Annotated in this window: 27 protein-coding genes; 9 read left to right on the top strand and 18 right to left on the bottom strand. The window is 59.3% G+C overall.

The window, feature by feature from the left end; genetic code table 11:
* Window positions 1-12: 12 nt before the first annotated feature.
* The 13 genes from Q0887_RS12465 to Q0887_RS12405 form a co-directional block, all read right to left on the bottom strand.
* The gene (locus tag Q0887_RS12465; protein WP_299195876.1) at window positions 13-369 is read right to left on the bottom strand and encodes an iron-sulfur cluster assembly accessory protein; all 357 of its coding nucleotides are present in this window, start codon (window positions 367-369) and stop codon (window positions 13-15) included.
* On the bottom strand, window positions 369-872 hold the full coding sequence (locus Q0887_RS12460) for an SUF system Fe-S cluster assembly protein (protein WP_299195874.1): 504 nt from the start codon (window positions 870-872) through the stop codon (window positions 369-371). Before Q0887_RS12460 ends, Q0887_RS12465 begins: the two co-directional genes overlap by 1 nt.
* Entirely contained in the window at window positions 869-2,098 is a 1,230-nt protein-coding gene (locus Q0887_RS12455) for a SufS family cysteine desulfurase (RefSeq protein WP_299195872.1), read from the bottom strand. The genes Q0887_RS12460 and Q0887_RS12455 overlap by 4 nt, the downstream gene beginning before the upstream one ends.
* Window positions 2,095-2,853 (bottom strand): SufD family Fe-S cluster assembly protein, encoded by a 759-nt coding sequence (locus Q0887_RS12450; protein WP_299195870.1) that lies wholly within the window; start codon window positions 2,851-2,853, stop codon window positions 2,095-2,097. Before Q0887_RS12450 ends, Q0887_RS12455 begins: the two co-directional genes overlap by 4 nt.
* Window positions 2,846-3,595: a Fe-S cluster assembly ATPase SufC gene (sufC, locus tag Q0887_RS12445; RefSeq protein ID WP_299195868.1), complete on the bottom strand. Its 750-nt coding sequence runs from the start codon at window positions 3,593-3,595 to the stop codon at window positions 2,846-2,848. Before sufC ends, Q0887_RS12450 begins: the two co-directional genes overlap by 8 nt.
* Complete coding sequence (locus Q0887_RS12440) at window positions 3,582-4,145, bottom strand: hypothetical protein (protein WP_299195866.1); 564 nt, start codon at window positions 4,143-4,145, stop codon at window positions 3,582-3,584. Before Q0887_RS12440 ends, sufC begins: the two co-directional genes overlap by 14 nt.
* A complete protein-coding gene (locus Q0887_RS12435) occupies window positions 4,142-4,648 on the bottom strand; it encodes a DUF559 domain-containing protein (protein ID WP_299195864.1) in 507 nt (168 codons plus the stop codon). Before Q0887_RS12435 ends, Q0887_RS12440 begins: the two co-directional genes overlap by 4 nt.
* Window positions 4,641-5,090, bottom strand: coding sequence for a hypothetical protein (locus Q0887_RS12430; RefSeq protein WP_299195862.1), 450 nt, complete (start codon window positions 5,088-5,090; stop codon window positions 4,641-4,643). Before Q0887_RS12430 ends, Q0887_RS12435 begins: the two co-directional genes overlap by 8 nt.
* The gene (gene sufB / locus Q0887_RS12425) at window positions 5,087-6,577 is read right to left on the bottom strand and encodes a Fe-S cluster assembly protein SufB (RefSeq protein ID WP_299195860.1); all 1,491 of its coding nucleotides are present in this window, start codon (window positions 6,575-6,577) and stop codon (window positions 5,087-5,089) included. Before sufB ends, Q0887_RS12430 begins: the two co-directional genes overlap by 4 nt.
* Window positions 6,574-7,002 (bottom strand): Rrf2 family transcriptional regulator, encoded by a 429-nt coding sequence (locus Q0887_RS12420; protein WP_299195858.1) that lies wholly within the window; start codon window positions 7,000-7,002, stop codon window positions 6,574-6,576. The genes sufB and Q0887_RS12420 overlap by 4 nt, the downstream gene beginning before the upstream one ends.
* Before the next feature lie 86 nt (window positions 7,003-7,088).
* Window positions 7,089-8,114 carry a helix-turn-helix domain-containing protein gene (locus Q0887_RS12415; RefSeq protein ID WP_299195856.1) on the bottom strand — a complete coding sequence of 342 codons (1,026 nt, stop codon included), beginning with the start codon at window positions 8,112-8,114 and terminating at the stop codon, window positions 7,089-7,091.
* 57 nt (window positions 8,115-8,171) lie between these two features.
* Window positions 8,172-10,037, bottom strand: coding sequence for a DUF885 domain-containing protein (locus Q0887_RS12410; protein WP_299195854.1), 1,866 nt, complete (start codon window positions 10,035-10,037; stop codon window positions 8,172-8,174).
* A 79-nt stretch (window positions 10,038-10,116) separates the two neighbouring features.
* Window positions 10,117-11,043, bottom strand: coding sequence for a helix-turn-helix domain-containing protein (locus tag Q0887_RS12405; RefSeq protein WP_299195853.1), 927 nt, complete (start codon window positions 11,041-11,043; stop codon window positions 10,117-10,119).
* A gap of 301 nt (window positions 11,044-11,344) precedes the next feature.
* On the opposite strand from Q0887_RS12405, the gene Q0887_RS12400 reads away from it, so the two are divergent.
* The 4 genes from Q0887_RS12400 (at window position 11,345) to Q0887_RS12385 (ending at window position 16,536) form a co-directional block, all read left to right on the top strand.
* Entirely contained in the window at window positions 11,345-12,403 is a 1,059-nt protein-coding gene (locus tag Q0887_RS12400) for a quinone-dependent dihydroorotate dehydrogenase (RefSeq protein ID WP_299195851.1), read from the top strand.
* Window positions 12,404-12,415: 12 nt separating this feature from the next.
* Window positions 12,416-14,143, top strand: coding sequence for a gamma-glutamyltransferase (ggt, locus tag Q0887_RS12395; RefSeq protein ID WP_299195849.1), 1,728 nt, complete (start codon window positions 12,416-12,418; stop codon window positions 14,141-14,143).
* Between the two features lie 261 nt (window positions 14,144-14,404).
* Complete coding sequence (locus tag Q0887_RS12390) at window positions 14,405-16,153, top strand: AMP-dependent synthetase/ligase (protein ID WP_299196746.1); 1,749 nt, start codon at window positions 14,405-14,407, stop codon at window positions 16,151-16,153.
* Entirely contained in the window at window positions 16,153-16,536 is a 384-nt protein-coding gene (locus tag Q0887_RS12385) for a cupin domain-containing protein (protein ID WP_299195847.1), read from the top strand. The genes Q0887_RS12390 and Q0887_RS12385 overlap by 1 nt, the downstream gene beginning before the upstream one ends.
* Here the strand turns inward: Q0887_RS12385 and Q0887_RS12380 are convergent.
* From Q0887_RS12380 to Q0887_RS12370, 3 genes are all read right to left on the bottom strand, one after another.
* Window positions 16,533-17,063: a hypothetical protein gene (locus Q0887_RS12380; RefSeq protein WP_299195845.1), complete on the bottom strand. Its 531-nt coding sequence runs from the start codon at window positions 17,061-17,063 to the stop codon at window positions 16,533-16,535. The genes Q0887_RS12385 and Q0887_RS12380 overlap by 4 nt on opposite strands.
* Before the next feature lie 110 nt (window positions 17,064-17,173).
* Window positions 17,174-18,154 carry a sulfur carrier protein ThiS gene (gene thiS / locus Q0887_RS12375; protein ID WP_299195843.1) on the bottom strand — a complete coding sequence of 327 codons (981 nt, stop codon included), beginning with the start codon at window positions 18,152-18,154 and terminating at the stop codon, window positions 17,174-17,176.
* A gap of 69 nt (window positions 18,155-18,223) precedes the next feature.
* Window positions 18,224-18,604: a MerC domain-containing protein gene (locus Q0887_RS12370; RefSeq protein WP_299195841.1), complete on the bottom strand. Its 381-nt coding sequence runs from the start codon at window positions 18,602-18,604 to the stop codon at window positions 18,224-18,226.
* Between the two features lie 152 nt (window positions 18,605-18,756).
* On the opposite strand from Q0887_RS12370, the gene Q0887_RS12365 reads away from it, so the two are divergent.
* From Q0887_RS12365 to rpsI, 5 genes are all read left to right on the top strand, one after another.
* Entirely contained in the window at window positions 18,757-19,818 is a 1,062-nt protein-coding gene (locus Q0887_RS12365; protein WP_299195839.1) for a COX15/CtaA family protein, read from the top strand.
* The gene (gene cutA, locus Q0887_RS12360; RefSeq protein WP_299195837.1) at window positions 19,815-20,144 is read left to right on the top strand and encodes a divalent-cation tolerance protein CutA; all 330 of its coding nucleotides are present in this window, start codon (window positions 19,815-19,817) and stop codon (window positions 20,142-20,144) included. Before Q0887_RS12365 ends, cutA begins: the two co-directional genes overlap by 4 nt.
* A 180-nt stretch (window positions 20,145-20,324) precedes the next feature.
* Complete coding sequence (locus Q0887_RS12355) at window positions 20,325-20,882, top strand: hypothetical protein (RefSeq protein ID WP_299195835.1); 558 nt, start codon at window positions 20,325-20,327, stop codon at window positions 20,880-20,882.
* 183 nt (window positions 20,883-21,065) lie between these two features.
* Window positions 21,066-21,545 carry a 50S ribosomal protein L13 gene (rplM, locus tag Q0887_RS12350; RefSeq protein WP_299195833.1) on the top strand — a complete coding sequence of 160 codons (480 nt, stop codon included), beginning with the start codon at window positions 21,066-21,068 and terminating at the stop codon, window positions 21,543-21,545.
* Window positions 21,545-22,069 (top strand): 30S ribosomal protein S9, encoded by a 525-nt coding sequence (gene rpsI / locus Q0887_RS12345; RefSeq protein WP_299195831.1) that lies wholly within the window; start codon window positions 21,545-21,547, stop codon window positions 22,067-22,069. The genes rplM and rpsI overlap by 1 nt, the downstream gene beginning before the upstream one ends.
* A gap of 86 nt (window positions 22,070-22,155) precedes the next feature.
* Here rpsI and Q0887_RS12340 read toward each other — a convergent pair whose 3' ends face one another.
* Window positions 22,156-22,353: a hypothetical protein gene (locus Q0887_RS12340; RefSeq protein WP_299195829.1), complete on the bottom strand. Its 198-nt coding sequence runs from the start codon at window positions 22,351-22,353 to the stop codon at window positions 22,156-22,158.
* Between the two features lie 146 nt (window positions 22,354-22,499).
* The gene (locus Q0887_RS12335) at window positions 22,500-23,252 is read right to left on the bottom strand and encodes a metallophosphoesterase (protein WP_299195827.1); all 753 of its coding nucleotides are present in this window, start codon (window positions 23,250-23,252) and stop codon (window positions 22,500-22,502) included.
* Window positions 23,253-23,306: the final 54 nt, after the last annotated feature.

Here is a 23,306-nt window from a genome sequence, read left to right as displayed (position 1 = left end):
GACCCTAGGTGGTCAGACCATAAAGCTTTCGCCGCACCCGCAAGCGCCCTTGGCATTGGGGTTTTCGAATACGAATCCGGCGGTGAAGTCGTCCTCGACCCAATCCATGGTCGACCCGATCAGATAGAGCACCGAAGCGCCGTCAATGTAAAAGGTGCCGCCAGGTGTCTCGATCTTTTCGTCGAACTTTGCCTCTTCGGTGACGTAGTCGACCGAGTATGCGAGGCCCGAACAGCCGCGACGCGGGGTCGAAAGTTTGACGCCAATCGCGTCCTCAGGGGCTTGGCTCATCAGATGCGCAACGCGCTCCTCGGCTCCTTTGGTAAGGATGATCGCGGCAGGGCGTTCTGCGGTCTTTGTGTCAGTCATCACAGCATTCCCAGTTCGAGGCGGGCTTCGTCCGACATCTTCTCGGGCGACCATGGCGGATCCCACACAAGGTTGACCTCAGCATCGCGGATGCCCGGCACCGAAGCGGCACGCAGCTCGACTTCGCCCGGCATGGATTCAGCGACCGGACAGTGCGGGGTGGTGAGCGTCATGGTGACGATCGCGTCGGCCTCGTCATCGACCTCGACGCCGTAGATCAGGCCGAGATCGTAGATATTGACCGGGATTTCAGGGTCATAAATTTCCTTCAGCGCGTCGATAACCGCCTGCTGGAGATCGCTGCCCGCACCGCCAACCGCGTCCTCGGCAGGTTTGGCCGCGAGGAAGCCTTCGAGATAGTCGCGCTCGCGCTTCTCGACTGGTTCCGTTGCCTGCTCGTCTGGATCAATCGCATCCTCAACCCGTGCGCGCGGCGGCTTTACCACCACGTCATTGGGCGCAGGCGCGGCGACGAAGTCTTTCTCATCATTCGGCTTGTTCATGATGCTTTCCCAAAAATCCGGCGGGTGCGGGTAATCCCGTCAAGCAGCGCGTCGACATCCGCCTCAGTCGAATAGAGGCCGAAGCTCGCGCGCGCTGTGGCGGGGACGCCGAGATAATCCATAAGCGGCTGTGCGCAATGATGGCCTGCGCGGATCGCGACATTGCTCTCATCGAGGATCGTGCCGAGGTCGTGCGGGTGGATGCCGTCGATTGCAAAGCTGACGATGCCAGCGGAGTCTTCTGGCCCGAAAACGGTCACATCGTTCATAGCGACCAACTCGCGCCGCAAGCGCGTCACAAGGCTGGTTTCCGCCTCGTGCATGGCATTGAACCCAACTTCAGCGACGTAATCGGCAGCAGCGGCAAAGGCGATTGCCTCGGTAATAGCGGGGGTGCCCGCCTCAAAGCGCTGCGGTGGCGCATCGTATGTGGTCTTTTCGAAGGTAACGCGGTCGATCATCGAGCCGCCGCCTTCCCATGGCGGCATGGCCTCAAGAATGTCCGCGCGCGCCCATAGCGCACCGATCCCGGTCGGGCCGTAGAGCTTGTGCGCGCTGAAAACATAGAAGTCGCAATCGAGCACCGCGACATTCACCGGCATATGCGGGACCGCCTGACAGCCATCGAGCAGCAGCTTGGCCCCCACTTTGTGAGCGAGCTCAGCGGCGCGCCGCGCGTCGAGCACGCTCCCTAGAACGTTTGAGACATGCGCAAAGGCAACCAGCCTATGGCGCTCGGTCAACATCGACTCTGCTGCATCGAGGTCGATCCGGTGATCGGAGGTCAGCGGCACAACATCGATTTGCGCGCCCACAGCCTCTGCGAGCATCTGCCACGGGACGATATTGGAGTGGTGCTCGAGCTGCGAAAGCAGAATGCGGTCGCCGGGTTTAAGGTTCGCCCTGCCCCAGCTGTTCGCAACCAGATTGATCGCCTCGGTCGCGCCGCGAGTGAAGACAATCTCGTTGTCGCCGCCTCCGACAAATTGCGCAATCCGTCGCCGCGCAGCCTCATAGGCCAGAGTCATGTCGGCAGAGCGCGAATAGACCCCTCGGTGAACCGTCGCGTAATCCTCGCCCATTGCGCGCGCCATCGCCTCAATCACCTGGCGAGGCTTTTGCGCGGTCGCAGCGGTGTCGAGATAATGCCACGGCGCGCCTTCGCGAGTCACAAGACCGGGAAAGTCAGCGCGCAAGTCGCGGGTCAAGGTCGAAGGGGCATTCACAGCGATGCCCCCTCCAGCGCTTCAAGCGCCGCATTGAGCAGCTTCTCGCGCTGCGCTTCGTCATCGAGTTCGACAAGCGCATCGCCGATAAAGGCCTGCACCAGCAGCTTCTTCGCCTGATCAGGCGAGAGCCCGCGAGCGGCCATGTAATAGCGCGCGGCTTCATCGAGCTGACCGACGGTCGCGCCATGCGCGCATTTCACGTCGTCAGCGAAGATTTCGAGCTGCGGGACCGCATTGGCGCTTGCGCCGGCTTCGAGCAGCAGGCCTTTGAAATCCTGCGCGGCATCGGTCTTTTGCGCATCGCGCGCGACTTTGATCTCGCCGAGGAAATTGCCGGTGGCACTGCCCCAATGGACCGCGCGGACCGTCTGGTTGCTGGTTGCTTGGGGAGAGGCGTGGACGGTTTGAGTCACGAATTCGCGCACTGCATCGCCGCCGCCGATCGTAACGCCGCCAAATTCAAAGTGCGCGCCCTTACCGAGCCTGATTTCCACTTCAACGCGGGTGAAGTCTGTGCCCCGGATAGTCGCAAACAGCTCTGCGCGCGCGCCCTCGCCCAGTGTCAGACGAATGCGATGCAGCTCCGGCTGGTCGCTGCCGACGATCATGCATTCGCGCAGGCTCTCGCCATCGCCAAGCGTGATCTCGCGCCATTGGCCAAGCGCCTCCACCCCGATCCGTGCCATTGCATCGGTATCGGAATAACGCCACGCCTCATCGCGCCGCGTGGGAAGAGCCGCCACTTCAGGCATCAGCCATCACCGCGTCATAGCCTTCATCTTCGAGGCGCAAGGCCAGTTCTGGGCCGCCCGTCTGGACAATCCGCCCACCGGCCAGAATGCTCACACGATCGGGCTTCACCACATCGAGCAGGCGCTGGTAATGGGTGATCAGCAACACGGCCTTATCGGGGCTGCGCATGATCGCGTTGATCCCGTCGCCGACAACGCGCAGGGCATCGATATCGAGCCCGCTATCGGTTTCGTCGAGCACTGCAAAGGCGGGGTTGAGAATGCCCATCTGGACCATCTCGGCACGCTTCTTCTCACCGCCGGAAAAGCCGACATTCACCTGCCGCTTGAGCATTTCCATGTCGAGTTTGAGCAGCGCGGCTTTTTCCCGTGCAAGCTTGAGAAAGTCGCCGCCCGAAAGCGGTTCTTCGCCGCGATATTTGCGCTGCGAATTGGCCGCTTCGCGCAGGAACTGGACGTTGGAAACACCCGGAATCTCAACCGGGTATTGAAATCCGAGGAACAGCCCAGTCGCCGCGCGCTCATGCGGGTCGAGTTCGAACAGATCTTCGCCCTTGAACGTCACCGAACCAGCAGTCACGTCATATCCCGGCTTGCCGCCCAGCACATTGGCGAGCGTCGACTTGCCCGCGCCATTGGGCCCCATAATTGCATGGACCTCGCCCGCTGCGATTTCGAGGCTCAGGCCTTTGAGTATCTCTTTGCCGTCAACTTCGGCGTGAAGGCCTTCAATCGTTAGCACCGCGTGCCTCCGTTTCCTGTTCGCGCCGCTGGTGTGCGGCCTCTGCTGCCTCTGCGGTTGCATCGGTGCGCGCTTTCACGACCGAAGCATCGTGCAGTTCGAGCACGAGCCCGCGCGGCTTGTTTTCTTCGTATTGCTCCTGTGCCGCCTGACTTCGATCGAGGAAGAAGGTGAATTGCTGATCGAGATCGGCCCCGCGAGCAATGTGGATGCGGCCAATATGTTCAAAGATCTCGCGCACATCATCGGCGCTGTAGTCGGAATATTCACTGCGCCCTGCCAGAGCCGCCGTGGCGGCATCCTGCGCTTGAAGAGATACTTCCTCGCAGCTCGGCACATCAGAGCGGTGCTGAATTTCAAAATCAGCCTCTCCCCTCACCTGGCGCATTCGGCCGGAAAGACAGCGACGATAATCTTCGACAAAGGGCTGGATCAGACGCGGATATTCGAGCGTCCAGGTTTCGGGCGTATCGTTCGCGATCGCCACCGGTGCCTGTCCAACGCCCTGAAGCGCCATCAAAGGTGCGAGTATAAGTGAAAGGCTGGTCATTGGGCCTCATCCCGTTTGCTTGTGCCTGACTGGAAGTTCGAGCGGTGTTCGCTTCTTGCTTGTCGTTTGTCGTCAATCCGCATGCGCATTCCGGCGGTGATCCGCTGGAGGACAGGGTCGATGTCCTCGAGTATGTCGCTGGCTTTGAGCCGCATCACGCGGATGCCGACGCTTTCAAGGCTCTTGTCCCTGCGCTTGGCGAGCGCTTCGTCCTGATCGTCCTCATCGATCATGATCGCCATGCCAAGATTGTGGCAATTGAAATCAACAATCGCGCTGCCGACGACGGCAAAGCGCTTGAAGGTGTAGCGGCCAAGATCCGCCTTGGCGAAACGATCGGCCAGAGCCTTGTGCGCAGGCGAAGCAAACCGCTTCATCTCGCGCGCACGATCATGCAGCTCGTCGAGACGCTTGTCCGAGATTTTCCACCCGCGGCCCTTCTTGTTGAGGCTGGGCGTGATTTCCGACGGATCGCCGAGTTTGAGGGTTTTGCGGTCAGTCATCGAATTGCTTGGCCCATTTTGGAAGCGAGTCTTTCCTAGTCCAGCTCAAACTAAATACTCGGAACATTAGTGAAGACGCGGGGTCGGTTTGCCCGTCATTAAACAATTGGCGAGCGCCGGCAGAGGCCTTTTGGATATAACCCAAAATTTCATTTGGAACCCTCGTCCCGTATTCCACTAGTCCTTGGTCAAACCGATCGAAGTGCCAGTCGATGTCATAGAGCCAAGGAATTTGACTGTGGGCATCGCCACTGAAGGTTGGCTGCGGGAGTTTGATCGCCATGACGAGCCAAAAGTCCTTGACGTCCTTGAGCCGCGTCAGTCCGATTCCCCGCTCAGCGCGTTGAGATTCTTCAGCGTAAATCTTTTCGAAGTCGTCGCGGGTTCTCCAATGGTAACATTGGTGAAACTTCTCGGAAATCTCCTCCTTTGTGAACGTCACCCCACACTCCCTTCCAGCGAGATCGCCAGCAGCTTCTGCGCCTCTACAGCAAACTCCATCGGAAGCTCTTTCAGCACGTCCTTCGCAAAGCCGTTGACGATCAGCGCGACCGCTTCCTCCTCGTCCAGTCCGCGCTGCATTGCGTAGAACAGCTGTTCGTCGCTGATTTTGGAAGTTGTCGCCTCGTGCTCGATCTGCGCGCCGGGGTTCTTCACCTCGATATAGGGCACAGTATGCGCGCCGCTTTTGTCGCCGAGCAGCAGGCTGTCGCATTGGGTGAAGTTGCGCACACCCTCGGCCTTCGGTCCCACGCGGACGAGGCCGCGATAGGTGTTGTTCGAATGGCCCGCGCTGATGCCTTTGGAGATGATGGTCGAGCGGCTGCCGCGCCCGTTATGGATCATCTTGGTTCCGGTATCGGCCTGCTGGTAATTGTTGGTCACCGCGACCGAGTAGAATTCGCCGACGCTGTTCTCGCCATTGAGCACGCAGGACGGATATTTCCACGTTACCGCGCTGCCGGTTTCGACCTGCGTCCAGCTGATCTTGGAGCGGTCGCCCTGACACAGGCCGCGCTTGGTGACGAAATTGTAGATCCCGCCCTTGCCCTCGGCATCGCCGGGATACCAGTTCTGGACGGTGGAATATTTGATCTCGGCATCTTCCATCGCGACCAGTTCAACCACGGCGGCGTGGAGCTGATTTTCGTCGCGCATAGGTGCAGTGCAGCCTTCGAGATAGGAGACGTAAGCGCCCTTCTCCGCGATGATCAGCGTGCGCTCAAATTGGCCGGTGTTTTCGGCATTGATGCGGAAGTAGGTCGACAGCTCCATCGGGCAGCGCACGCCCTCGGGGATGTAGACGAAGGTGCCGTCGGAGAAGACCGCTGCGTTGAGGCAGGCGAAGTAATTGTCGCGCTGCGGCACGACTTTGCCGAGCCATTTCCTGACCAGTTCAGGATGCTCTTTCAGCGCCTCACTGATCGAAAGGAAGATCACGCCCGCTTTCTTGAGTTCCTCACGGAAGGTGGTGGCGACCGAGACGCTATCGAATACGGCGTCCACGGCCACTTTCTTCGCGCCCTTTACGCCGGCCAGCACTTCTTGCTCACCCAGCGGAATGCCCAGCTTGTCATAAACGCGCTTAATTTCGGGATCGAGATCGTCAAGCGAATCCAGCTCAACCTTCTTTGTTGGGGCGGCGTAATAATAGGCGTCTTGGTAGTCGATCTTTGGATAACCGACCTTCGCCCAATCAGGCTCTTCGAGTGTTTGCCACAGACGGAACGCTTTCAGCCGCCAATCGAGCATCCATTCCGGCTCACCCTTTTTGCCGGAAATAAAGCGCACCGTGTCTTCGGTGAGGCCCTTCTCCGCGAATTCGGTTTCGATGTCGGACGACCAGCCGTGCTCGTATTCGGCTGCCGCTGCTGCGGCGTCCTTGGCATCTTGGTCCATCTCAGGCTTAAGGTCGAGATTGTCGGTCATGCCGCGTGTTCTTTCAGGGGAGGCGTGGCAGTCGGGCGCAGGTGATCGAGCGTGATATCCGCCAGTGCGCCGCGCAATTTGTCATTGATGAGGGGCCAGTGCGGTTTCATCGAGCAGCCCACTTCGTATTCGCATTCGCCGTTGTCGATGCAGGCGGTGAGGCCGATCGGGCCTTCGACTGCCTCGACAATGTCAGCGACATTGATCGCTGCCGCAGGACGGCCAAGCTGCAACCCTCCACCTGCACCGCGCACAGAACGCAGCAGACCCGCTGCCGTGAGTTTTGAGACGAGGCGCTGCACCGTCGGCACTGGCAATCCCGTCTCGCTCGCCAGTTCTGCCGCACTTACGCGGCCATCGCCGCAATGGGTCGCGGCCTGGCACATCGTAATGACGGCATAATCGGCAAGGTTGGAAAGGCGCATGAGGGGGCAAAATCCGGCTTATTGCGAATGGTTCTTAAATCGGACTGAATCAGTCGGATTTCAAATACGCAGCCTTTGCTCCGATTTCAACCAGAGTCTTTCGCTCCGATATTGCGGTAGTGCTTAAGACGGTCGAGATTCTTCATTCGCAACATCGTCTGGAACAACGGTTCCCCCGCTCCGCCAAGCCGGGCGGGTGTGTATCCGCAATACCGCCGGATTTCGCGGATCATGTGCGGCTGATCGTAGAATGCCGCAGCGATTTCCGCCTCGCCTTCGTCGGTCAGATCGGGTTGCGAAAGCAGGTTTGCAGAGCGGATCGCCCGCATCTTGCGCGCCAAAGCTGCCGGGGTGAAGCCAAAATAGCGCGTTACGAGCCGCTCAGCCTGACGGCGTGAATAGTTTAGTGTTGCAAACAAGCTCTCGACGTCGGGGTTAAGCGAGGAGCCCAGCCAGCCAAGCGTACGCTCGATCACTGCTTCATGGGCGGCCGCAATCGGTTTGATCCTCGGCGCAATCCATTCGCCCAGCTCGCGGCAAGCTTGTTCGCCGCTGGTTTTGCCGCTGCGATAGCGATGATTGAGATCATCTGCGAAACCATCGACTTCGTCACCGAGTATGTCGTGAGCAGGCAACAAACGGTTGAGCGACGTATTGGCTGGCACACGTGCCAGTGACGCCCAGCCAAGTGGTGACAGCGAAGCTCCGAATGAATGCCAAGGCCCTTCGATCCGAAAAGGCGCTGCAACCTCGAAGCCGCTGAACATAGCGACGCCGCCTTCAACCGGTTGCGCATGCGCTCCGAAAGTGATCTCACCTCGGCCTCGCGGCGTTAGGAACAACTGGCCAAGAGCGCCCGGGTGGCGGTCGACGATCTCATCTTCGTCCCACTCGAAATGAAAGAGCGCGAGAACATGGCGCTCCAGCCCGGCTGGTGGGTCGTAATAGGTGAGCTTAAAGCGGTCATTGCTCGCGTCCTGGCGAGCATAGTGGGACGGTTCGGCCGACCCGGTGCGACCCGTCGGCCGACCCGTCCCCAGTGCCTCTGCGACAGGCGCTGCTGGACCGCGCGAACGCGGCCCTTGCTTGTTTGAATATCCGCGCTGGGTCATAACGCCTTGTATCTGAGCGACATGCTTTATCCAACGCGCTTTGGAGCGAGATTGCTCCTAATTCGCACGAACCTCTTCAACCCATGCCATCACATTCTCTTCCATGATCGAAAGCGGGACCGGCCCGCTGGTGAGGATCGCATCGTGGAAACCGCGAATGTCGAAATCCTCGCCCAGTTCCTCGCGGGCGCGGGCGCGCAGCTCCATGATCTTGAGCTTGCCGATCATATAGGCGGTCGCCTGACCCGGCGTGGTGATATAGCGCTCGATCGCCTTAACAATATCGCCCTGCGGGTTGGGCGTGTTGTCGGTGAGATACTGGATCGCTTCTTCGCGGCTCCAACGTTTGGAGTGGATGCCGGTATCAACCACCAGACGGCACGCGCGCCATAGCTCCATCCCGAGCCGCCCGAAATCGGAATAGGGATCGGTGTAGAAGCCCATATCCTTGCCCAGTTCCTCCGAATAGAGGCCCCACCCTTCTGAATATGCTGTCACTCCGCCAAACCGGCGAAAAGCGGGCAGATCGCCCAGTTGCGTCTGGATGGAGAGCTGCAAGTGATGGCCGGGAAGGCCCTCGTGATAGGCCAGCGCCTCCATCTCGTTCTTCGACATATCGCGCAGATTGTAGAGATTGACGTAATAGGTGCCCGGCCGCGATCCGTCGGGAGCGGGGCGTTGGTAGAACGCCTTGCCCGCGCTACGCTCGCGGAAGGCTTCGACTGGCTTGATCACCAGCGGATCGGTCGGAAGCACACCGAAGAATTCGGGCATACGCTCCGCCAACCGGTCAATGGCCGCCTGCGCATCGGCAACATATTCCTCTCGGCTGGTGTAAAAGAACTGATCGTCGGTGCGGGTGTATTCGAAGAAGTCCTGCAAACTGCCTTCAAAGCCGACCTGCGCCATGATTGCGCGCATCTCGCCATGAATCCGCTCGACTTCGCGCAGGCCGATATTGTGGATCTCGTCTGCGGTGAGATCGGTGGTGGTGTAGCTTTGCAGCAGCGCCGCGTAATAGGCCTCACCCTCGGGCAAGCGCCAGATGCCGTCATCGGTGGGCGCGATGGCTTGCTGGCGGCGCATCTCCTCTAACAGGCGTTGATAGGCCGGCCGCGCCGAATTGTTCCATGCTTCGCGCGCCAATTCTGAAAGGTAGGTCGTCTCGCTTTCACCAGCCACACCTGCTGCCGGAAGGTCCGGGGTCAGCGGGGCGAGCTTTGCGTCGAAATCTTCGAGGATCGCATTGTTGTCGCCCGCTTCGATCAGCGCTTCGAGATCGGCTATGACATAGGGATAGACCCAGTCAGGCGGCATCACACCAGCATCGGCTCGTTCTCGCGCTTCGGCAATGAGAGCGTCGAGTTGCGGACCAATGCCTTCAATCCGCGAAACATATGCTTCGGCATCTTCTAGGGTGCTTACGCGGTGAATGTTGATCAGGAAGGCCGGAATATTGGTGTGCGCGCCGCGCCGGTGATCGAACAGAAAGCCATATTCGCGGTACGGGTATAGCGAGGCACGGCGTTCACCGAGCAGCTCGAACAGCCGATAGGACAAGGCATCCTGATCGGACAGAGCAGTGACATCATATCCCGTCTGCATCTGCGCAACGGCGTCCTGCAGAAGCTGGAAATCGGCGGCGTCAGCTGCATCCGAAACTTCATCCCAGCGGCCATAATCCGCGTCGCGTATGCCTCGATAGGCCTTTCCGATTGGCGACATTTCGAGCCGCGCAGCGTCATAGCCGGCAAAATGTTCAGTCAGAGCCTGTGAATTGGAGGGGGCTGCGTCAGCGGCCACAGGATCGGGTGCTGGCGCGCTGGCGACCGGTGCTTGCGACATATTCGCGCAGCCTGCCAGAGCAATCGCCGCTAGCGAGGCTGTAAACAAGGTGAATGTGGGAGAAGCAAAGCGGCGCATGATAATCTTCCTTTTGTCCTCGAAAAGAAAAGTGAACGGGTTCAGATGCGCGGCGGGAAGTCCTGCCAGAATGCTCTTCTCAGCCTCCCAACTCGCGCAGATTTTTGGGGTCGATCATTTCCGACAGATATGGGCTATCGCTGTCACGCAGCCGCGCAGGGGTGCGTCCGACAAAACGATTGATTTCGCGGATCATATGCGACTGATCGAAAAAGGCCTCGCCCAGTTCAGCCTCGAACTCAGGTGTCAGCGACGGGAAAGAGAGCAGGGCCGCTGCTCGCAATGCGCGATACTTGCGCGCAAGCGCCTGAGGCGAAAGGCCGAAATAGCGCTCAGTGAGCCGCTGAACCTGCCGTTCGGAATAGGCTGCTCTTTCCAGCAAGTCGGAAAGGTCGGGGTTCAGCGAAGACCCTAGCCAGGTATTCACCACCTTGATGAGATCGGCGTGGCGCGAATTGATCGGCTTGACCTTGTTGCCGATATATTCTGCCAAAGCGAGCGCGCAGTCGCGACCGGTCATTTCGCCCGTGCGATATTGATTGTTGAGGCGCTCTCCCAGCTTCACAACATCATCACCCAGAATTTCGCTCGCTTCGCGCAGCCGGTCGCGGTGTTCGCCAGCATGAAGGCCAGTCAGCGAAGCCCAACCAAGCGGCGTCAAAGCCGCGCCCATAACATGAAACGGCCCGTCGACCACAATCGGATTCGCGGTCGAAAGGGGCGTCATCATCGCGATTTCCGGATTGGGGTCACGGTGGCCTGCACGAAAATGCATCTCGCCCTTGCCGTGCGGGAAAATCGCAAGGTGGCCGACGGATGCGGGCTGAACGTCGCGGATCTTCGTTTCGTCGCAGCGGAAATGATAGAGCGTGGTAACGTAGTCACTGATCGCCGCAGGCGGCGCGATATAGTCGACAAAGATGAGCGAGCTTTCGGTAAGCTCGAACCCAATTTCGCCCATGTCGATGCCGTCTTCGGCTTCTATCTGTTCTTGGTATTGAACCATTTCAGTCGCCCCGTGAGGAAGCGTGTAACGGCTTTGAGATTGTTATGACACAAAAAAAGGGCGGCTCCACGAAAGAACCGCCCGTTTGAGTTGAGGAACTCTTTGCATTGCTGCTTCGAGCCCTTCGGGTCGCAGGAAGGTGTCTAGACGGGGTCGGCCACGAAGAATTGTATGCAAACGACAAGGTTGGCGGTTCAGTCATTCTCGCAAAGTTTTGAGCAGTTTGCCCCTACCGTTCGGTAGGGGCGGCGCGACCATCAAGGCTCGACAGCGCGGCCAAAATTTGGCTTAGGCGGCTGCGATGATCTTAACTCCCAAACTCTTCAGTCTCGTCCGACCCGCAATCTTTGCGCTGGATTCTGAAACGGGCCACCGGTTGGCGATCCGCGCGCTCAAGGCGATGCCAGCGAGGCGCTCGCGCCAATCGACTGCAGCGCTGGCGGTCGAAGTTGCCGGGCTGCAATTTCCCAATCCGGTTGGCGTTGCAGCAGGATTCGACAAAGATGGAGAAGTGCCGGATCCGCTGCTTGGCTTGGGATTTGGGTTTACCGAAGTCGGATCGCTCACACCTTTGCCACAGACAGGCAACCCCAAACCGCGGCTTTTCCGCTTGGTAGAGGACCAGGCGGTCATCAACCGAATGGGCTTCAACAATGGCGGGGCTGAGGCGGCTTTGGTCCGCATGAAAGCGCGGCAGGGCAAGCCCGGAATTGTTGGCATCAATATCGGCGCAAACAAGGATTCCGACGACCGGATCGCCGACTACGCAAAGATGGCGCAGCTTATGACGCCTTATGCCAGCTACCTTGCGGTCAATGTGTCGAGCCCCAACACGCCGGGCCTGCGGGCCTTGCAGGACGAAGGCGCACTTAGCGCACTGATCGACGGTGTCATCGAGGCGCGCGATGCGGTTGCCCAAGGCGATGCGCCGCCAGTTTTCCTCAAGGTCGCACCAGATCTGGAACCAGCGGATATCGACGCCATAGCGCGCATTGCGCACGACAAGCAGTTGGGTGCGCTGATCGTTTCTAATACTACGATTTCGCGCCCGAGCTTGTCCTCACGTCATGCAAGTGAAGCGGGAGGCCTCTCAGGCGCACCCTTGCGTAAACTGGCGCTCAAGCGATTGCGCGATTTCCGCCAGGCGACTGGAGGCGGCGTGCCGCTCATCGGCGTTGGCGGGATAGCGAGCGCCGAGGATGCGTGGGAGCGTATTCGTGCAGGTGCGAGCCTCGTCCAGCTCTATTCCGCAATGGTCTATCATGGCCCTGGACTTGGCGCACAGATTGCGCGCGGGTTGGAGCGCCTGATGAAGCGCGACGGCTTTACACGGCTTGCCGATGCGGTGGGAAGCGAATAGCGAGGGTTCGATATGTTCAAACCGCTCGCACTGCTTTCGCCCCTTGCCCTGCTGCTGACCGGCTGCGCGGATTACGCCAACCCGATTGCTGCCTCCGCCGCCGGCGTGACAGAACCAGCCACCAGCGCGACACAAGGTGCTGTGAGCAGTGCAGACCCGCGTGCGACCGCAGCCGGAGAAGCCATTCTCGCACAGGGCGGCTCCGCAACCGACGCCGCCATCGCGGTGATGCTCGCGCTCACGGTCGTCGAGCCGCAAAGCTCCGGCATTGGCGGAGGCGGCTTTATGATCCACGCGGGCGCCGATGGGGTCACAACGATTGACGGGCGTGAGACAGCGCCTGCAACTGCAACCGGCGCGCGCTTTCTTGATCAGAATGGCGAAAGGCTGCCCGGATCGATCCGGACCACCTCAGGCCTGAGTGTTGGGGTGCCCGGAAACATCGCGCTCGCAGCCGATGCGCATGCGAAATATGGCAAGCTGCCTTGGGCTGACCTGTTCAAGCCCGCCATTGCGCTTGCCCGCGACGGGTTTGTAATGAACCGCCGCCTTCACGGCACGCTATCGGACCGGCTAGAGCGCGCAGGCAAAACCGAAGCAGCGCGTGCGATCTTTTTCGGAGCGGATGGCAACCCGCTACCTGTGGGCACCCGCATCACCGTCCCCGATCTTGCCGATACATTCGAAAGGCTGGCAGCGGACGGCCCTGGTGCGTTCTATGATAGCTCGGCGCAGGAATTCGCCGATTATGTCGCGGGCGAGACGCCACAAGATGGCCGGCTCGCCCCATCCGATGTCAGCGCCTACACCGCCAAGCTGCGCGATCCGGTGTGCAGCCCCTATCGCAGCTATACGGTTTGCGGGATGGGTCCACCCTCCTCTGGCGGTGTTGCGGTCGCACAGATGCTGGGCCAGCTCGAACGCTTCGACATTGCCGCACTCGGGCCGCAAAGCCCTGAATTCTGGCACCTGTTCGTTGAATCCCAGCGGATCGCCTATGCCGACCGCGAGCTCTATATTGGCGATGCCGACTTCGTCGAAGTGCCGGTCGCTGGCCTGATCGACCGCGACTACATTGCCTCGCGCAGCGCTATGATCGATCCCGCATCTGCACTCGATTCGGTCGAGCCGGGAACACCTCCCGGAGCCCCGCTTGCTCGCGCGGATGGTGACGAGCCAGCCGAGAACGGCACCACCCATTTCTCAGTCGTCGATGCAGATGGCAGCGCGGTGAGCTACACCTCCACTATCGAAGGCGCATTCGGTTCGGGCCTCCATTGGGGCGGGTTCTACCTCAATAACGAGCTGACCGATTTCAGCCTATCGCCCGAGATTGACGGAATGCCTGTCGCCAACCGCGTCGAAGGCGGAAAGCGCCCGCGCTCCTCGATGGCGCCGACTATCGTGTTTGACGAGAACGGTGAGGTGATCCTTGTGATCGGCGCAGCCGGCGGTCCAACGATACCAGTGCAAGTTGCTCGCTCGATCATCGGCGTGCTCGATTTCGGGATGAGCGCCGAGGAGGCCCTTGGCCTTCCGCTCATCATGGCCTTCGGACCCACTGTCATCACCGAGGAAGGTAGTGCAATCGCATCAATGGTCGATGACCTGCGCGCACGTGGCCATAGCCAGATTCGCCTGCTTTCACCGCGGGGCAAGGCCAACGCACTGCTGCGCACCGAAGATGGCTGGGAATCCGCTGGAGACCCGCGCGTCGCCGACCTGCTCGGCTACGAATAGAGCGCTGCTCTCGAGCCGTCGGTCGGTGCCCGGCTGCCACGACTAGCGATTGCAATGCTTGCCGCTAGGGCAATGTGGCTCTAATTCGCATTACCATGTAGATTTGTCGCGCGCTCGCGAGAGGCTGGATGCAGTCCCATCGAGCCGGGAGAGGAGTCATTGTCCGTGCACGCCCCCAATACGCCGCCCATCGTTGATCCAAGCGACGACCCGATCCTTCAGGACGTCGACCGCGCGAGGAACCTTGTCGAACTGTTTCTGATGCGCGCCGACGAGAAGGGCGATGCGCCCTTCCTCGGCCGCCGGGAAGATGGCGAATGGCGTACGCAAAGCTGGAGTGAAGTGGCTGAGCAGATTTGCCTGCTTGCCGAGAGCCTGCGCCGCATCGGACTGAAATATGGTGAGCGGGTCGCGCTGGTCTCCGAGAACCGCCCCGAATGGTGCATCGCCGATATTGCAATCATGGCCGCTGGCTGCGTTTCTGTGCCGACTTACATCACCAATACCGAGCGTGACCACGCGCATATCCTCGATAATTCGGGTGCACGGGCAGTGGTCGTATCGACGGAGAAACTGCTCGCGCCGGTTGTCGGTGCAATCGGGCGCACAGGAATTGTCGATCATGTGATCGGCATCGATGACCTACACCGCAAGCAATCAAGCAGTTTTGAATATCACAACTGGGCTGATCTGGTCGTTGGCGATGCGGCGGCTGCCCGTAAGGCGGTCGATGAGCGCATCGCCAAGATTGCTCGCGGTGACACCGCATGCCTGATCTACACCAGCGGCACGGGTGGCGCCCCGCGCGGAGTGATGCAGCATCATGGTTCGATCCTGTGCAATGCCGCTGGCGCCGCTGAAATTCTGATCAATGATTTCGGGATCTCGGATGAACGTTTCCTCTCCTTCCTGCCCCTGAGCCATGCTTACGAGCATACCGGAGGGCAATATCTGCCAATCGCGGTGGGGGCGGAGATTTTCTATTCCGAGGGTCTGGAGAAGCTTGCCTCGAATATCGAGGAAACCCGCCCGACGATCATGGTCGTGGTCCCGCGCCTGTTCGAAGTGTTGCGCACCCGGATCATGAAGCAGGTTGAGAAACAGGGCCGCGTTGCCAACTTCATGATGGATAGCGCGCTCAAGATCAGCGAAAAATCGAAGGACGGCAAGAAGCGCAAGCGCGACCGTCCGCTTGATCTGTTGGTCGAAAAGACGCTTCGCCCGAAGATTCGCCAACGCTTTGGCGGCCGGATGAAGGCGATGGTTTCAGGCGGCGCTCCGCTCAATCCTGAGGTTGGCAATTTCTTCGAAGCCATGGGCCTGACCATGCTGCAAGGCTATGGCCAGACCGAAGCCGGACCTGTGATGAGCTGCAACCGGCCCAAGACCGGCCTCAAGATGGACACAGTTGGCCCTCCCATGCGGGGGGTCGAGATCAAGATCGCTGAGGATGGCGAAATCCTGTGCCGGGGCGAGCTGGTTATGCACGGCTATTGGCGCAACGAGGCCGAGACCGAGCGCACCATCGTCGATGGCTGGCTGCACACAGGTGATATCGGCCATCTTGATGAAGCTGGCCGGATCGTCATCACCGACCGCAAGAAAGACATGATCGTCAACGACAAGGGCGACAATGTTGCCCCGCAAAAGATCGAGGGCATGCTGACGCTCCAACCCGAGATCGCGCAGGCGATGGTGAGCGGCGACAAGCGGCCCTATGTGGTCGGTCTGATCGTGCCTGATGCTGAATGGGCGCTCGAGTGGGCGCGCGCCAATGACGAGAAATTCGACATGGCCGCCTTGCAAGATTTACCCGCCTTCAAACAGGCGGTGCGCAAAGCCGTTGACCGGACCAATGTTGATCTGTCGGTGGTCGAGAAAGTACGCCAGTTCGCTTTTGCGGACGAGGCGTTCTCAATCGACAACGAGGAAATGACCCCGAGCATGAAGATCAGGCGGCACAAGATCCGCGACCGCTACCAGGATCGGGTTGACGGGCTGTATCGTTGATGTCGAGTGCTGGCCGAGTGTTGAGCCTAGGCGCATGCGCTCTTTTTGCAGCCACGGCAGTCTATGCCAGCACGCCGCAACTTCCCGATGCGCTCGCGGCGGGATGGGAAGGAGAGCCGGTTTGTGAGCTGCAACATGAAACGCAGACCCACCGCGTCCTTCGCTGCACTTTCCCTCCCGGCGTGGGGCATGAACGCCACTTTCACCCCGCACATTACGGCTATGCGCTGAGCGGCGGTACGATGCAGCTAACCAGCGAGCAGGGTGTTCGCGTGGCTGAAATCTCCACCGGCTCGCATTATTCAAGCAATGGGGTCGATTGGCACGAGGTCGTGAATATCGGCGAGACGACCGTGACCTATCTCATCGTCGAAGAGCTCTAGGCTGCTTCAGCCTCTTCGACATATTCTGGATAGAAACTCGGGCTTTTGTTCGACCAGCCCGGTGCAGTTGCAGCCGCTTCGCTCAGGCTTTGAAGCAATGTTTTGCGATGCTGCGGGCGGATCAATGGCAGAGCTGCTGCGGCACAGAATGCTGCGGGCAGATACGGGCGCGATTCCGGGCCGAGCATGCGCTCATAAAGAAACCGGAAGGCTGAAAAGCTTGAGATGCGCTCTTGCGCCAGATCGAAGGCGGCCATGCGCACAAGCTTTCCAATGAAGCGCTCAATTTCGCCGATTGTACCTTCTTGCGGAATTAGGCCGCGCAGCGCCTTCAAGTCCTGATAGGCGACATATTGGCGGCGGATGGCGGTGTTCTCCGCCTCGCTGCGCCCCCACAGCTTGAACGCATCGCAGCGCGACATGCCAATATCGAGGCTACGCTTGATATAGCGCTGCTCGCACGCGCTGAATTCTGCGAATTCGCGCATTTCGGCAATGGCCAAGGTGGCTGTGCTGGCAAGGGTCAATTACGGTCTCCTGAGTTCAGAAGACGGTTCTGCGACACTTTGGTTAATACGTAGTAACCATGAGGCGCGATTGTTTGGTCTTTCGGACCTGCGCGCCATCCGGTCGGGTGTCAGATCAGTCCGGCTAACGGACTCGAAGGATCGGCATATTTGCGCCGGCCCATCCGGCCAGCGAGATAGGCTTCGCGCCCACCTTCAACCGCAAGCCTCATCGCGCGGGCCATGCGGATCGGGTCTTTTGCCTCGGCAATTGCAGTGTTCATCAGGATGCCGTCGCAGCCCAGCTCCATGCCGACCGCAGCATCAGACGCTGTTCCCACGCCTGCATCAACCAGAACTGGCACATTGGCCCCTTCCACTATGAGGCGGATCGTGACTTGGTTTTGTATTCCAAGCCCCGAGCCGATCGGCGCGCCCAGCGGCATGATCGCGACCGCGCCTGCATCTTCCAATTGCTTCGCTGCAATGGGATCGTCGACGCAATAGACCATCGGAAGAAACCCTTCCTTCGCGAGCGTCTCGGTTGCGGTCAATGTCTCGCGCATATCCGGATAGAGCGTGCGCGCCTCGCCCAGCACTTCGAGTTTGACCAGGTCCCAACCCCCCGCTTCGCGCGCCAGGCGCAGAGTCCGGATTGCATCGTCGGCAGTGAAGCATCCTGCGGTGTTGGGAAGGTAAGTCGTCTTCTTGGGGTCAATATAGTCGGTGAGCATCGGCGCTTTCGGATCGCTGACATTCACACGGCGCACCGCAACGGTGACGATCTCTGCGCCCGAAGCCTCTACGGCGGCGGCGTTTTGCTCGAAGTCCTTGTACTTGCCCGTTCCCACGATCAGGCGCGAGGTGAAGGTACGCCCCGCTACGCACCAAGTGTCGCTGTGATCGCCTCCGCCTACAAAGTGAACGATTTCCAGTCTGTCGTTTGCGGTCACTGAAGCCTGCTCCAGCGTCGAGCGCGGAACGATTTCGCCATTGCGCTCCACGGCGACTTTCTCCGGTGTCAGCTCAAGTTCGCGCACAAGATCGGCGATAGTTGATGCCGCGGTGTTGCGCGGCTCTCCGTTCAGGGTGATGCTCTTGGTTTCGCTCATGTGTCCCGAAATACGCAGATGGCGCGTGCAGGCAACCTGCAAGTTTTGATGCAGGCTCTAAAACTTCGGTTACTTGTGCGCGCGGAGATTGAGCAGATGGCCGAGCGAAACCAATGCGACGCCGATAATTGTCAGGATCGCTTCTTGTGTGCCGTGCGGCGATGCGAGCGCGCCGCCCATAAAACTCAAGCCCATCATCGCGATCACAAACGGCTCGCGCCGGCGGTGCATCAAGGCGCCCCAGCCGATCCCAACCGCCGCGATAATCAGGGCAACGACCAATGCGTAGCGGTGAATCTCCTCGCTGAAGAAAAACTGACCGCCGACACCAAGGCCCGACACGATAATAATCGTTAGCACGCAATGCACCGCGCAAAGCGCGGATATCGCGATTCCCGTCTTGTCGAGATGGCGACGAATCGCCGAATTTGTATCCTGAGTTTCCGTCATTGCGGGGCTGACATATGTAACATTATCACATTTCGCAAGTGGGTCCCGCATATCTGCGTGCGATTTTGGTCACGCAATTGCAGGAATCGCACGCGAGTATGCGGCAAACGGGCTTGCATGCAGCGGGAATGCGGCACATCTAGCACCGCATTATGGCATTCCCTCCCTCGCCAGATCGCGCGCAGCCGCTTGCGATCGCCCGTTGGCTCGAAATTGTTGCCCTTTTTGTGGTGGTGATCGTGCTGGTCGGCGGGATCACGCGGCTCACCGAAAGCGGGCTTTCGATCACTGAGTGGAATGTCGCTACTGGTGTTCTCCCACCGCTCAACGAGGCCGAGTGGCGGGCGGAATTTGCCAAATATCAGGCGACACCCGAATACCGGCTCGAGGCCAGCCTTGGCGGGATGAGCCTTACGGACTTCAAATTCATCTTCTTCTGGGAATGGTTCCACCGCTTGCTCGCACGGCTAGTTGGTGTGGTTTACGCCGTTCCGCTAGTCTGGTTTTGGGCCAAAGGTGCTATTCCCGCAGGATACAAGGGGCGATTGCTGGCCCTCTTGGCGCTGGGCGGTTTGCAAGGACTCTTTGGCTGGCTGATGGTGCAATCCGGGCTGGTGGGAGACATGACCGATGTCAGCCATTTCCGGCTTTCATTGCATCTGTTGACAGCATTGTTGTTGCTCGGCGCGCTGGCATGGACGGCGCGAGATATGCGGGTTCTAGCACGTGAACCTGATTCGAAGGCCGCGCCCCTGACACGCGCTGCCGGCGGGGTTGCGATCATCCTGTTTTTCCAGCTGCTGCTTGGGGCCTGGGTAGCGGGCCTGAACGCCGGTCACGCGGCTTATGATTGGCCGCTGATGAACGGGCGGTTGGTTCCGGAAGTGGGGTTTGAGCGGGGATTTTGGTGGACACTAACCCACGATCCTTTCCTGCTGCATTTCCTCCATCGCTGGTGGGCGTGGGTTGCCGTGGGCGCGCTGATCTATCTTGCGCGGCGAGTTCGCAAGGACCATCGCCGCGCTTCGATCGAAGTTCATAGCGCATTCGGTCTGATGATCCTGCTTGGAATTGCGACAGTGCTAAGTGAGGTCAATCTCTGGCTCGCGGCGGCGCATCAATTAACGGGAGCGTTACTGGTGATCGCGGCAGCCCGGGCGATGCACGCGGATGGGCTCCAACAACAGAAGCGAATGCTTGGAGAAGACGCATGACCGAGCAGGTCCCCGCTCTCGTCTGGTGTCCCTTTCACGATAGCGAGGAAGCGCATAAAGCAGCCTCTGTGTTGCTCGCAGAGAACTACATTGCCTGCGCCAACATCATTCCGGCGATGCAATCGATTTATGAATGGCAAGGCGAGGTCACCAGTTCGGCCGAGATTGGAGTGTTGTTCAAAACAACGGCTTTGCAGATCGAAGGCCTGATCGCCCGTTTGGGTGAGTGCCATCCCTATGATACACCCGCAATCACAGCCTGGAATTGTGACGCAGCCCATCCGGCTACGATGCAATGGCTTTGCGGAACGGTCGGAAACGGTTGAAGGATGACGATGAAAGCATCGACTCGCCGTGGGGCGCTTGGCCTGATGTTTGGGTGTGGGGTTTCGGCCGTTCTTATGCTGCGGCCTGCGATTGGGCGGGCAAATGAAACAGTGGCCTGCCCTTCCTCTCCGATGCGTCTTTCGCGTCGTATTGAACGAAATCTCAGGGATGGCAGCCTATTGAGCGTTGATCGCAGCTGGGCGATCGAGTTTGCGTTGCAAGGGCCTGGATTTGCGATCACCGGCCATCAGATTGAGGCTTCCGTCAACGCACCCGATTCACTCGCACCATTGGCTGCAATCGAACAGAATCGCTCGACCGATGATATGTGGCCGATCATGCTTTCTGGCGACGGCAGGATTGTGGGAACGGGTAGCGGCACACGCGAGGAGGATCTCCGAGCCGCAATTGCGCAAGCCCAAGAGATCATCGCTGGTCGCCCGATTCCTGCTTCTGAGCAAGAGGCGCAGATGCAATATCTGGCGGAACTTCAACAAGCGAGTTCGTCGCTGCTTACACGGCTGCCCGACGACCTGTTCTTCCCACGCCTCGGTCCGATGCGTTCGGTCCGGGCGGTCGATTTGCCAGGTGGGCTGACCGGTGAGTTCGAGGTGACCTACGATGCGGTCTCAGCTCAAGAAGGCGAATGGCTCGCCGACGCAGAGCGTGAGGTTATCACCCGGATTGCGGGAAGCGAACAGCGCGCCCGCGAAGTCTGGACGATGCGCGAGCTATAGACCCAAAGTGTGAGTCAATTAGCGCACGGTATTATTTTACCTCCCTTGAAACCCGCGCTTTTGCTTGACTTGAGAGCCTTTCAGCGACAAATGCGCGCCTTCAATCCGCCGATTCCATCATCGAATCAAAAAGGGCGGCTTTTCGAATTTTCGCAAACCCTTTGCTTTTTAAGGACGTAAGCCATGAAGGCTCTCAGCAAGCAGACGCAGTCGGTTAAGCCGGCCGACGTCGAAAAGAAGTGGCACATCATTGATGCCGACGGTCTCGTAGTGGGCCGTCTTGCCGCGATTATTGCCAACCATCTGCGTGGCAAGCACAAGCCAAGCTACACCCCTCATGTGGACTGCGGCGATCATGTGGTCGTTATCAATGCCGACAAGGTGAAATTCACCGGCAACAAGGCGACCAACAAGATCTATTACAAGCACACCGGCCACCCCGGCGGCATCAAGGAAACGACCCCGGCAAAAGTGCTCGAAGGCAAGTTTCCCGAGCGTGTGCTTGCGAAAGCTGTCGAGCGTATGATCCCGCGCGGCCCGCTTGGCCGTGAGCAGATGCGCGCGCTGCACCTCTATAACGGCACCGAGCACCCGCATGACGGCCAAAAGCCGACTGTGCTCGACGTTGCCTCCATGAACCGCAAAAACAAGGCCTCTGCATAATGGCTGACGAAAACAACACCGAAACCGTCACTGATCTGTCGGATCTGAAGGACATCGCTGGCGATGCACCTGCTGCGGATGCCGCAGAAATCGCTCAGAACCCTGCTGCGCCCCTGCGTGAGCAGGAGCTTGACGCGCAAGGCCGCGCATACGCCACTGGCCGCCGCAAGGATGCCAAGGCGCGCGTTTGGATCAAGCCGGGCACCGGTAAGATCACCGTCAATGGCCGCGATCAGGAAGTCTATTTCGTGCGCCCGACGCTGCGTCTGATCATCGACCAGCCCTTCACGATCACCGATCGTCAGGGTCAGTATGACGTAATCGCCACCGTTAAAGGCGGCGGTCTTTCGGGTCAGGCTGGCGCAGTAAAGCACGGCATCAGCCAGGCTCTTTCAAAGTACGAGCCCGAGCTTCGCGCCAAAGTGAAAGCCGCTGGCTTCCTCACCCGCGACAGCCGTGTGGTTGAGCGTAAGAAGTATGGCCGCGCGAAAGCACGCCGGAGCTTCCAGTTCTCGAAGCGCTGATTTTCAGTTCTTTCGATTGCTCCAAAGAAAAGAGCGGTGCTCCGTTGGGGAGCGCCGCTCTTTTGCTTTCGGGCACACGAACCTTCTTAGCGCTGCAGCAAAAGCAGTCCCCAAAACAGACCCGTACCAGCCAGGAACATTGGCCAAGACCAATAGACCCGGTAATCGGCAACATCCACCGCATGGATCGCCAATTGGCCACCTGCAGAACCTTGTGTGCCGATCACCACGGCTATGCAGCCAGTGACCAACGCCCCAAATGCCATCGCCTTCAACATGTCCATCGCTTGGTCTCCAATAGACTTGCAATCCGCAGTCTTGCGGTAATCCCACAACCCGAAACTTCGGATCGTCGGGCCTATTGATGATTATCCCAAAGAATCCCTTAACGCGTCACGGCCAAACACAGTTAAGTTGAACGCCGCTTATCTTACCGAGGCTCGGCGTGCAGCAAACGCAATTCGCTCGAGATCGTGCGGTCGGCAAAGCAACTGATAACGCGATAGGAAGGCGGCGCCCCATGCCGAAGCCGGGTCGAGAGCGTGCCCGCTCCGATCATTCGCATCGAATGGCCATCCCGTTCGCGGACTTCGTCAAGGGGCTTGTGGATGTGACCGGAAAGGATCGCATTGGCGCCAGCCTTTGCAATCGCAGCAAATGCGCGGTCACCTCCTTTGGTGGGGTTGGAAAGCGCATCATCGGAACCGAGCAAGGGATGATGTCCGGTGACAATTATGGATCGACCATCCTCTTTCAGCTGTTCCAATCGTGCAAGCGTGTGGTCGAGCGCTTGACGCGTTACGACGCCGTCCGACCAAGGAAAACGCTTCTGCGCGCGCACGGTCGTCTTAAGCGACACCAAAACAACATGCTCGGTTTCGAGGGTACACCCAACCGCAGCCTCAAGCTTGCGATACCTACGGTACGGATCGGTGAAACGCTCGATCAGATTGTAATAGGGCATGTCGTGATTGCCCGGCTCGAGCACGACCGGGACACCAAGTCCGCCAAACCAATTCGCCGCAGCCGCATATTCTGAGTCCTTGGCGCGCTGCGTCAGGTCTCCCGTGCAGATCAGCGCATCGGGTTTCTCGTCGCGCACAGCCTGCTCAACTGCTTCGAGTGCGCAGCGGTCCTCCACACCGAAATGGACATCGCTGATATGAAATAAACGGGTTGTCATGGCTTCACCGCCCAAGCGCGCCGCGCGCCAAAGCGCAACCACAAATCCATCGCA

Origin of the sequence: uncultured Erythrobacter sp., assembly GCF_947492365.1 — a bacterium.
In the GTDB taxonomy this organism is placed as follows: domain Bacteria; phylum Pseudomonadota; class Alphaproteobacteria; order Sphingomonadales; family Sphingomonadaceae; genus Erythrobacter.
This window is presented reverse-complemented; position numbering and strand designations above follow the sequence as displayed.

Excerpts from the sequence above, each read along its gene's own strand:
- Q0887_RS12465 (WP_299195876.1), bottom strand. The coding sequence starts at position 369 with ATGACTGACACAAAGACCGCAGAACGCCCTGCCGCGATCATCCTTACC.
- Q0887_RS12415 (WP_299195856.1), bottom strand. The coding sequence starts at position 8,114 with ATGACCCAGCGCGGATATTCAAACAAGCAAGGGCCGCGTTCGCGCGGT.
- Q0887_RS12460 (WP_299195874.1), bottom strand. The coding sequence starts at position 872 with ATGAACAAGCCGAATGATGAGAAAGACTTCGTCGCCGCGCCTGCGCCC.
- Q0887_RS12400 (WP_299195851.1), top strand. The coding sequence starts at position 11,345 with ATGATCTTAACTCCCAAACTCTTCAGTCTCGTCCGACCCGCAATCTTT.
- Q0887_RS12370 (WP_299195841.1), bottom strand. The coding sequence starts at position 18,604 with ATGACGGAAACTCAGGATACAAATTCGGCGATTCGTCGCCATCTCGAC.
- Q0887_RS12440 (WP_299195866.1), bottom strand. The coding sequence starts at position 4,145 with ATGACCAGCCTTTCACTTATACTCGCACCTTTGATGGCGCTTCAGGGC.
- Q0887_RS12435 (WP_299195864.1), bottom strand. The coding sequence starts at position 4,648 with ATGACTGACCGCAAAACCCTCAAACTCGGCGATCCGTCGGAAATCACG.
- Q0887_RS12405 (WP_299195853.1), bottom strand. The coding sequence starts at position 11,043 with ATGGTTCAATACCAAGAACAGATAGAAGCCGAAGACGGCATCGACATG.
- rpsI (WP_299195831.1), top strand. The coding sequence starts at position 21,545 with ATGGCTGACGAAAACAACACCGAAACCGTCACTGATCTGTCGGATCTG.
- cutA (WP_299195837.1), top strand. The coding sequence starts at position 19,815 with ATGACCGAGCAGGTCCCCGCTCTCGTCTGGTGTCCCTTTCACGATAGC.
- Q0887_RS12390 (WP_299196746.1), top strand. The coding sequence starts at position 14,405 with ATGCGCGCCGACGAGAAGGGCGATGCGCCCTTCCTCGGCCGCCGGGAA.
- Q0887_RS12335 (WP_299195827.1), bottom strand. The coding sequence starts at position 23,252 with ATGACAACCCGTTTATTTCATATCAGCGATGTCCATTTCGGTGTGGAG.
- thiS (WP_299195843.1), bottom strand. The coding sequence starts at position 18,154 with ATGAGCGAAACCAAGAGCATCACCCTGAACGGAGAGCCGCGCAACACC.
- rplM (WP_299195833.1), top strand. The coding sequence starts at position 21,066 with ATGAAGGCTCTCAGCAAGCAGACGCAGTCGGTTAAGCCGGCCGACGTC.
- Q0887_RS12420 (WP_299195858.1), bottom strand. The coding sequence starts at position 7,002 with ATGCGCCTTTCCAACCTTGCCGATTATGCCGTCATTACGATGTGCCAG.
- Q0887_RS12410 (WP_299195854.1), bottom strand. The coding sequence starts at position 10,037 with ATGCGCCGCTTTGCTTCTCCCACATTCACCTTGTTTACAGCCTCGCTA.
- Q0887_RS12385 (WP_299195847.1), top strand. The coding sequence starts at position 16,153 with ATGTCGAGTGCTGGCCGAGTGTTGAGCCTAGGCGCATGCGCTCTTTTT.
- sufB (WP_299195860.1), bottom strand. The coding sequence starts at position 6,577 with ATGACCGACAATCTCGACCTTAAGCCTGAGATGGACCAAGATGCCAAG.
- ggt (WP_299195849.1), top strand. The coding sequence starts at position 12,416 with ATGTTCAAACCGCTCGCACTGCTTTCGCCCCTTGCCCTGCTGCTGACC.
- Q0887_RS12365 (WP_299195839.1), top strand. The coding sequence starts at position 18,757 with ATGGCATTCCCTCCCTCGCCAGATCGCGCGCAGCCGCTTGCGATCGCC.
- Q0887_RS12340 (WP_299195829.1), bottom strand. The coding sequence starts at position 22,353 with ATGGACATGTTGAAGGCGATGGCATTTGGGGCGTTGGTCACTGGCTGC.
- Q0887_RS12450 (WP_299195870.1), bottom strand. The coding sequence starts at position 2,853 with ATGCCTGAAGTGGCGGCTCTTCCCACGCGGCGCGATGAGGCGTGGCGT.